Origin of the sequence: Brevibacillus borstelensis, assembly GCF_003710865.1 — a bacterium.
Lineage (GTDB): Bacteria > Bacillota > Bacilli > Brevibacillales > Brevibacillaceae > Brevibacillus > Brevibacillus borstelensis.
The window spans coordinates 25,179-33,145 of the sequence record NZ_RHHO01000059.1 but is presented as its reverse complement, the minus strand read 5'-3'; the positions used below and the strand labels follow the sequence as shown (position 1 = coordinate 33,145).

At 49.0% G+C, this 7,967-nt stretch carries 9 protein-coding genes and 1 pseudogene; all 10 read right to left on the bottom strand.

The window, feature by feature from the left end:
* A pseudogene (locus tag EDM54_RS23985) lies at window positions 1–1,194 on the bottom strand (hypothetical protein); the annotation flags it as partial.
* Between the two features lie 55 nt (window positions 1,195–1,249).
* Entirely contained in the window at window positions 1,250–1,522 is a 273-nt protein-coding gene (locus EDM54_RS23980) for a hypothetical protein (protein ID WP_031931960.1), read from the bottom strand.
* Window positions 1,523–1,843, bottom strand: a complete 321-nt coding sequence (locus tag EDM54_RS23975; RefSeq protein ID WP_031931961.1) for a hypothetical protein — start codon at window positions 1,841–1,843, stop codon at window positions 1,523–1,525.
* Window positions 1,840–2,412: a DUF2313 domain-containing protein gene (locus EDM54_RS23970; protein WP_031931962.1), complete on the bottom strand. Its 573-nt coding sequence runs from the start codon at window positions 2,410–2,412 to the stop codon at window positions 1,840–1,842. Before EDM54_RS23970 ends, EDM54_RS23975 begins: the two co-directional genes overlap by 4 nt.
* Entirely contained in the window at window positions 2,409–3,224 is an 816-nt protein-coding gene (locus EDM54_RS23965) for a baseplate J/gp47 family protein (RefSeq protein WP_039071628.1), read from the bottom strand. Before EDM54_RS23965 ends, EDM54_RS23970 begins: the two co-directional genes overlap by 4 nt.
* Window positions 3,212–3,640, bottom strand: a complete 429-nt coding sequence (locus tag EDM54_RS23960) for a DUF2634 domain-containing protein (RefSeq protein ID WP_122958936.1) — start codon at window positions 3,638–3,640, stop codon at window positions 3,212–3,214. The genes EDM54_RS23965 and EDM54_RS23960 overlap by 13 nt, the downstream gene beginning before the upstream one ends.
* On the bottom strand, window positions 3,641–3,889 hold the full coding sequence (locus EDM54_RS23955; RefSeq protein ID WP_122958935.1) for a hypothetical protein: 249 nt from the start codon (window positions 3,887–3,889) through the stop codon (window positions 3,641–3,643).
* 3 nt (window positions 3,890–3,892) lie between these two features.
* Window positions 3,893–4,846: an XkdQ/YqbQ family protein gene (locus tag EDM54_RS23950; RefSeq protein ID WP_122958934.1), complete on the bottom strand. Its 954-nt coding sequence runs from the start codon at window positions 4,844–4,846 to the stop codon at window positions 3,893–3,895.
* Window positions 4,847–4,858: 12 nt separating this feature from the next.
* A complete protein-coding gene (locus tag EDM54_RS23945; protein WP_122958933.1) occupies window positions 4,859–5,452 on the bottom strand; it encodes a hypothetical protein in 594 nt (197 codons plus the stop codon).
* Complete coding sequence (locus EDM54_RS23940) at window positions 5,449–7,932, bottom strand: glycine zipper domain-containing protein (RefSeq protein ID WP_122958932.1); 2,484 nt, start codon at window positions 7,930–7,932, stop codon at window positions 5,449–5,451. The genes EDM54_RS23945 and EDM54_RS23940 overlap by 4 nt, the downstream gene beginning before the upstream one ends.
* Window positions 7,933–7,967: the final 35 nt, after the last annotated feature.

Below are 7,967 nucleotides of genomic sequence, written 5' to 3'. Positions count from 1 at the left end.
GGCTGCCCACCAGAGTTTTGTCTTGTCTGGAGTTGTCGCAAGGGTTACTGAATTGATAGTTGTCTGGACCATCGAATCAAGCACAACAACAGCAGCGCTATCTAAAAAGGTATTTGCCACAGGGTCAAAACGTTGCAATCTTATTGTAGAGTTTACGGTGGGAGCAAAAACAAAGTACACATACTGCCCATTTGTAACAAGGGAATTAAGCAATGTATATGATCCTGTAGTATATCCCCATCGCCCTTTAGCTTCCCATGTCCTCCCATCGTTTTTAGATACGTACATACGCATCCATGACTCACTGCTATTAGCAATTCCATTATCAATCAAGCAGGCAACCAACCAACCATTATTCAAACGAACAGGCGGTGACATACGCGAAACGAGGTATGCCGAAGAAACAACGTTGACCGGCAAGCCCTGTACCTTGTCCAGATACCCATTGAAAACAGTTTGCCCACCTTGAGAATCCCGGACAGTAACCGTGAAAGAGTTGCGATCTTTCGTGTAGTCCGCTTTCAGGAACGTGTAATCGACAGGTGTATTTCTGGCGATAGGCGTCCAGTCTCTTTTGATTACGCCGTTCAGCCTAATCTGGTACTCTAGCGTGTCTGATGGGTCAGCGTCGTCTGCAGTCAGCCTGATCGTAAAATCGTTGTTTCCTGTGTAGATCGCTTGTCCTTCCGATAATGTCTGATTATTGGCCGGGCTGGTTAGCGTGAGCGTAGGCGATTGATTAAACCAAGTCGATTCGATTGGAATTGACGTTGAATCAGCCATAGAAAATGGATGAGCGTACAATCCGGAATCATACGTAGCTTGATATCTCCAGAGCCGTTGAGACGTTATATTAACGGTTTCCGTTTCAACCAGACCTGTAATGTTTTTGCCAACATCAGATCTGCTTAGTAAGGCATAAACATACATCGTGCGATTAGAATTATCGATAACTGTTTCTATTGCAGTCTCTCTTCTAATCGTCGAGTTTAAGACCAATCCGTATGCCGTTATCCCTTGTATAGAGGTAAAATACCTTGTCCACGAGCCATCAAAGAAACTTGCAGGAAACTTCATTTCTAATTTTAAGTAAGTCTTACTGTCCTTGCTTACGATCTTAGTGGCAATTGTTGGTTTTGGGTCGGAATTAAATTGATAGGTTACACTGAGGTTCTTAATTATCGTTTCCGCCACGTCAATTTTCCTCCCTTCCGCAAATGGCCGTTATTGGCAGGTTTCCTCATTTTTCCTACACCTCCAAGCGGCTGGCCGATTCGTTGTAATAGCCACGAATCACACGGATTGAATTGACCGTCGAAAGATCGTCATCGAATTTGTTATACAGAAAGTTTTCTGGCAGGATCGATTCCAGCGTAGTCATGCGAATTCGCAGATTCGAAACGTCTACTGAGAGCTGTTCTATACTAATGTGGGCGTCCTCAATGCCCTTCTCCCAACGGTTGATATCGTGTTCTGTAACCGGATCATTGTAATTCCAGTCTGTTTTCGCTTGATAGGGCATCTACTGTCCTCCTCCTTTCACCTGTACAACGAATGTAAGGGAAAAAAACTGCGCTCCGCTGGCTGATATCTGTGTAACTTTTTCCGATACGATTACACCGTCCGATGTCAGCAGCTTCAAGTTCCTAATTACAGGCACAGAGTCTACATGCTGAGCTTGTACCTGCAGGGCGATCGCATTTTGAAAACCAACAATGGGATGGGACGAGATAGCTGCGCTTTTAACCGGCATAGAAACGGAATCATTAATTAAAAGGCTTCCGCCATTCACGCGAGACAACAGATCGTTTCTTGCTAGTGTCAGGTAATCCTTGTGTATCAAACAAGCACCTCCTCGTACCGTTTGATTGGGGCCATTCCAACGCGAAATTCAGAGACGATATGGTACTCCTTAATGCCGACCACTACGTTGTCCTCAAAAACCAAGCTCTCGCCGCTCACAGGCTCAAAAGATACGCCGTTACAGTGAACAGGACGAATCTTCTCCACTGACTGGACAGCATGCCGTGTATCAAACCAGTCTTCGATTTGGTAAACGTAATGGATAACCTTTGCAGTAAAGTCCTCTATCATCTGCACGTTTTTCAGCTTGGAAGCACTTAGCCCGATGGCTCGGAGAACACTCGGAGTAAATCCGAGGTAAGCCCAGTGCTGACTCTGGATGTTTTTCCGGCGTTCTTCAATACTCAAGGATTGCTTCTTACCGAAGTAGATCCAATCCCAGAAATCCAGCCCCCAAGTCGCCGAAAGAGGGAAAAACTGCTGCTCCAAGTCTCTACGCTTTTCTGCGTATGCGTCGACAGCTGCTGACGCGCCTTCGAAATGGTATTCTGCAGCTTTATTCTCGTACCATTGAGGCGGTAGGACACGCCTATACCGTTCAGGAATCATGTCGTCACCACCATGTTCAGGGAAGATACAGCGTCAGCTGGTACCGTGAGATTCACTTCCCCGCCGTTTAGCGTATAATCTGTGAAGTCGTCTACTCCGTCCACGAAAAAGAGCGCCCCGATCTGCTGATACACGATCTGAGAACGCCCTTTCAGGTACGTTTTGATTTGATTAGTGATTTGCTCCTGTATCTTATCCACCTCAGCATCAGGACGCAATATAAGCCGCACGGATATGGTGACAGGGTAGACATTGGCTGGGAGAACTTGCAAGTCATGTAGAGCCCGTCGTTTGTCCTCAAGTTTCCTACGAACCAGATCCGCTAGTTCCGCCGACGCAGGCTGCCCGCTCATGTCTGTGATATATACGTCGATCGACAGGTCGCTCCTGGCTTTTTCGATTGCCACGGCTCCTCCTACGCCCTCAACGTTCCGTGCCCACCGTTCGTAATCCTGGCGACGGCCATCGCCTTCTTCAGATCGCGCACGATCAATCAGCCGTTGCCTATATGCGTCGTCGGTCTCTCCCTCGTTCCGCGACAGCCCGAAGAACACCCCATTTGCATCCAGAAACTCGCCATCTGCCCAAGGCAGGAATCGTTGGATGAATCCGTATTCCAGCAACTGCTGCTGCTCGCTAATTTCCGCAGCTAAAGGATACTCGAAGTCGTAAAACAACTCGCCTTCGTCAGTTGCTGGTGGTGTCTCCCCGCGCTGCTGTGCGAGAGTGGCCATCCGATTAGCAATCCGTTGATAGATTTGATCTGGCGTCTCCCGAAGAATCGGCATTTCGGGTTTTTCTAACGTCGCCATGCGCTCACCTCCGTTCTAGTTGTGCCTCGTGCACCCTCAATCTCAAGCGAGAAAATAACCCGATTGCCTTCAAAACGAATGTCGGTAACCTCGGCCCGTTCAATCTCACTGTGGGCCTCCAGCGCCTCTTCTGCCTGTGTTTTGATAACCGGAAGAGACATGCCAGACCTCATCCGTCCAATTTCGTACAAGAAATCTACTCCGTAGCGTTCGGAGTAAATCTCATAACGGAACCGGCGTGTATTCAGGATTTTCTTGGCCGCTTCCTCCAGATATTCGGCATACGTCTTTGTCCGCAAATATCGGCCATCTGGCCCCTGCATGAGCTGCTTTGTTTGCCAGTCGAATTTGTAGGTCCAAGGGATCGGATTGTCTGGCGACAGCCGCGATTCGTCTCCACTCAGTTCAGGAAACATCTATCCCACCACCCCGAGAAGAAGGTACTGGCCGTTCGTACAGCGAATCACGACCACTTTCTTACCCACGTCTTCCGGGCTCCAGCCGGTGGGGTTCAGCCTCACCAGTTCGTCCTCTTCCAGTGGTGCTGGATCCTCGTCCAGCTTGACTGACAGGGGAGACAGCGAAAGAAGGTTACCGAGTTCCGCTTTTGTATCCGTTAGCCCATCACGGGCACCTTGGAATAGCTTCTGTAATGCTGCATGCATAGGCTACCCCCTCCTTTCCAATTGCAAATCCATTGTGTATTGACCGCCCTTCCAACGAGAACTGCAGCTGGTGACGATCCAGTCTGTTATCGTCTTGTTGTCCTTCTCCATGATCTTTACCAGCCAGCCAGCGCGGAGCCGGGCAGCCTGATTGTCTTCGTGCCTGACGGTTATGGATCGGGTCTTAGGTATTTTCGACAGGTTCGCCAGCTGCTTTACAGCGAGAGCATCCAGTCCCTTTTCTTCGCCAGCATCGATTACCTTTTGCATTCGACCAATCTGCTTGATCAGGGTGGTATTTTCCCTCGTCGCGCTGCCGACCACCTTATCATCTTTGTACCGCTCCACTGTAACGACCGTGTACACTTCTTCGATTGACTCACCCGTGGAACTGCTTTCAAGCATGCTGGCAGCGAACATAGGGATCAAGCTGTTCCCCCCTTCCGGAAGAACGGCCAGCTTGTCTCGTTCATGCTGGACGAAATACCGAAGGCCCGTTTTCTCGTAAGCCCGCTCCGTCAAAGTCGTGAACAGAGAAGCGAATGACTGCGAAGACAGCCGGTCCTTTACTTCAAAGCCAAAGGCCGGGCAGCTGAAGTTGATTCCCGTTGCACGGATCAGTCGCTCCAGCTCCTTACCAGCATCACCATTTAGCTTAATCCGTGACGTTTCATTCTTCTGTAGGTACCAGCTTAGCTCGTACGCCGTTGCCGATGTATCCCCTGTCTTATCATCCCGATCAAAACGAACGATCGGCCCGTGGAAAAACTGCTGCGACTCTTTGAGCAGATCACCGGAGAATAGCATTAAAAAGCCCGCCGATTCGATAGGCGGGGCATTCAGGACTTGGATATCACAGTTTTGGGCGATCTGGCCGCGAGAGGAAGCCCAGGACAACTCCTTCGTCGCTGGCGTCAGATCGATGCGGGTCGACTCTTTACCATAGATGACTTTCATGGAACCACCTCGCTACGTTCCGATATCCCGGTTTACGCTGGCTAGTTTTCGGTCAATCCTGTCACGTTGGATTTTTTGTATTGCTGGATCGATCAGGGACTGGTTACTACTTTTCTTTTTTGCGGATTTACCTGTCGTATTCGGGCGGGCCTTCTGCTGCTTGGTAATCACCTTTTCGGGGCTTAGAAGTTGAGTTTGGTTGCTCCAAGTCACAAACTCTTCTTTTACGTATAAAGGCAGTTCGATTGATCCGTGATAGTCCACATTCTTTCCTGAAAACTTGCCGTCACACGGTCCGACGAGAACATTCCAGGCCAGGTTAAGCTCGTCTATTGTGATCAGCACCTCTGCCCCGGTCAGCCGGTCCAGACCGTCCAGCCACGCACGCGGTCCTTGATATCCTTCAACCTCAATAAAGTCTGCTTCAAGGTTTCCGGGCAAAAAGAATTCGAAAGAGATTGATTTCGGGCGCCGCCCTGAAATCCGATTATGTGTCAGCAAGTCAATGGTTGTCGTGCTCTCCGTGTCATTCCCAAATCCGTTGAGCTGGATTTCTCCTGGGGTTACCGGGAACGTGAGTCTGTACTTACCCTGTAAACGGATCACGTAACGACGCCTCCCCGTGTTTCAAGTGCATCTATCAGCGCTTTCTCAATGAGGTCCTTAATTTTCTGTCCAACGGACGGATCGCTCAACATCTTCAGCATAGTAGGTATATCCTGAAGCACCCCTTGAGCGTGGAGTGGAATGTTCACTTGCGGTATGGTGACTGAAACGACTTTAGGTTTCTCCGCTACCTTCCCTCCAACCGGCGATACAGGCGGTATCGGCGGCCCCATGACAGTTGGGGTCGGCCTGAACTGGTTCACTTCTTCTCTGGAAATTTTCATCATCCCACGGGGATGTGGTGGTGTCTGCGGTGCATCGTTCCACCAGGACTGCACTTTATCAAAGAGGGCTCCTCCACCAAAAGCTCCGGCAATACCACCTACAATTCCACCGATGGCGGTCCCGATTCCGGGTACAACCGAACCAATGGCAGCACCAGCTGCGGCACCTCCCCAACCTCCAAGAGCTTCTGCACCAACCTTTCCGGCTGCTTCGATCTTGTCCTCTGCTGTCATGATTTGACCGGCACCAACGGCCAAACCGATAAGCGGCAATCTTTTTACGAGCCCGCCTCCCAGTGCCTTTACCCCTTCCCAAGCGCTTTTTGCACCAGTAAGGACAGTATCGCTCTTTGGTAGTAACCCACCCAAGCTTTTCAGGTTTTCCACCAAGCCTTTCTTCGAAGTAACGGGAGTCTTATCCGGGAGCGAGCCGCCCAAGGCTTTCTTTGTTGCTTCCTCGGATGTCAGCCACTTTCGGTCTGGGACAGGAGTCTCTTTTTTTCCCCAGTTTAACGGGTTCCATTTGCTTCTCTTACCGCCACGGCCACCTCCTCGGCCTTTTCCCTTCTTATCAGGGCCGTCGGGCAGATCGATGTCAGGCATGTCGCCGCCGATAGCTCTTCTTACTGCTGCTGCTTCAGCTGCAGCGAGTGCTATTTTGAACTTCCACAAGCCGTACGTTACACCGGCAACTATTAAACCCATGCCTGCTAATGTAGCGCCGATTGGAGCTTGTTCTATCATGTCTTTCGCGTTCTTGATACCTTCTGCGATGGCCATAATAGTTGGGCCCAAATCCTTTGCAAGTACTAATCCTAAATTTATCAATTCATTCGAAAGCATCGTTTTTGCCTCGATAAACCCTCTTAGTGGATCGTTTTCTTTGTATGTTTGGAAAGACTGATCTAAAGTACCTCTGTAGTTGAATGAACTAGGATCGGACATTCCAATTCGGCCTGCGGCCTGTAGTAAAGGAGCGTATGCCTTAGCAATATCTTCACCCGGTCCGGCCCCCAACTCGTTCAATAATTCCTGTCTTACCTTTTCATCTTGTATCCCACCAAATGTCTGCATCAGAGCGGCTACGGCAAATTGATTATCTGCTACATTGTCAGAGTGAATAGCCGTAGCAATCGTTTTTGATTCATTTTCTGCGCGTTCCTGGGCTACCTTAGACTCTAACCCTTGTGCCTCATAGGCTGTCTTGAGAACGTTGACCATGTCCCCCTGATTATCCAATTTAATGGTGGCTTCTTTTAATGCGTCAAACCCTTTATCGATAGACCACAGGTTGTTCATCTCCTTCGTGAGTGCAGCCAACTTTTCTGGGGTATCCAAAAACTTGGTAACCTGTGTTGAGTATTCCACAATCGAATCAAGCGCTTCTCCTCGAATATCAGTTGTAGTGTTGGCGATCTCCGCGAGTGTGTCTCCAAACCTTCCGACATCCGTAATATCTTTCCATGCTTGCTGCATGGCAAACATGGTTCTTTGATATTCTTCAACTCCACCCAAATCTGGTCGAATTGCATTGAGTTGGAGCGCCTGTTTTGTAATATCAGCGCCATTTCTGGCGTCAAATCTTGTTGCTTGTGTCATCAAATCTTTTATATGTGTTCGATCTACGTTAGAGTTAATCATCGTCAAATCTTGAGCTTCTTTCTGAAACCGAAGTAATTCTTCAGGCGTATCTCCAAGGAGTGATCGGCGAGCGTTGGCTTGCGTTTCCATAGTTAATTGATCGATGAAGCCAGCACCAGCGTAAGCAGCTACCCCTCCTAGAGCTCCTCCAGCAACAAATTCTCCTCCTCCACCAGCGCCAGCTGCCTCTATCTGGACCTTTGCTTTTGCACCGTCAAGTTCCTTTACTTCTTGCCTTATCGCAGTGATTTGTCTACGAGCTTGATCGTCGACACTAATTTTTGGTTTTGCTCGAGTTGAGTCCAAGACACCAAGCTGACGTCTCAGGTCTTGGATTTCACGTTGCATTTTATCGAATTCTCGCTTGAACCCACGCTCTGCTTGTTCGGCTGTCTGTTTGATTTTACGCATTTCCTTAATCATTTCTTGCGTTGCATCATCAAGCCCGAGTATCTCTTTTCTAGCAGTTTTAGTTAATTTAACCGCCCTCTGCAATTCGGGCGCTAATTCGTTTTTCGCCTGCAGATATGCGGTGATTCCTACAACAGATCCCATGACTTCACCTCCAAAAATAAAAAAGGCGACATAAA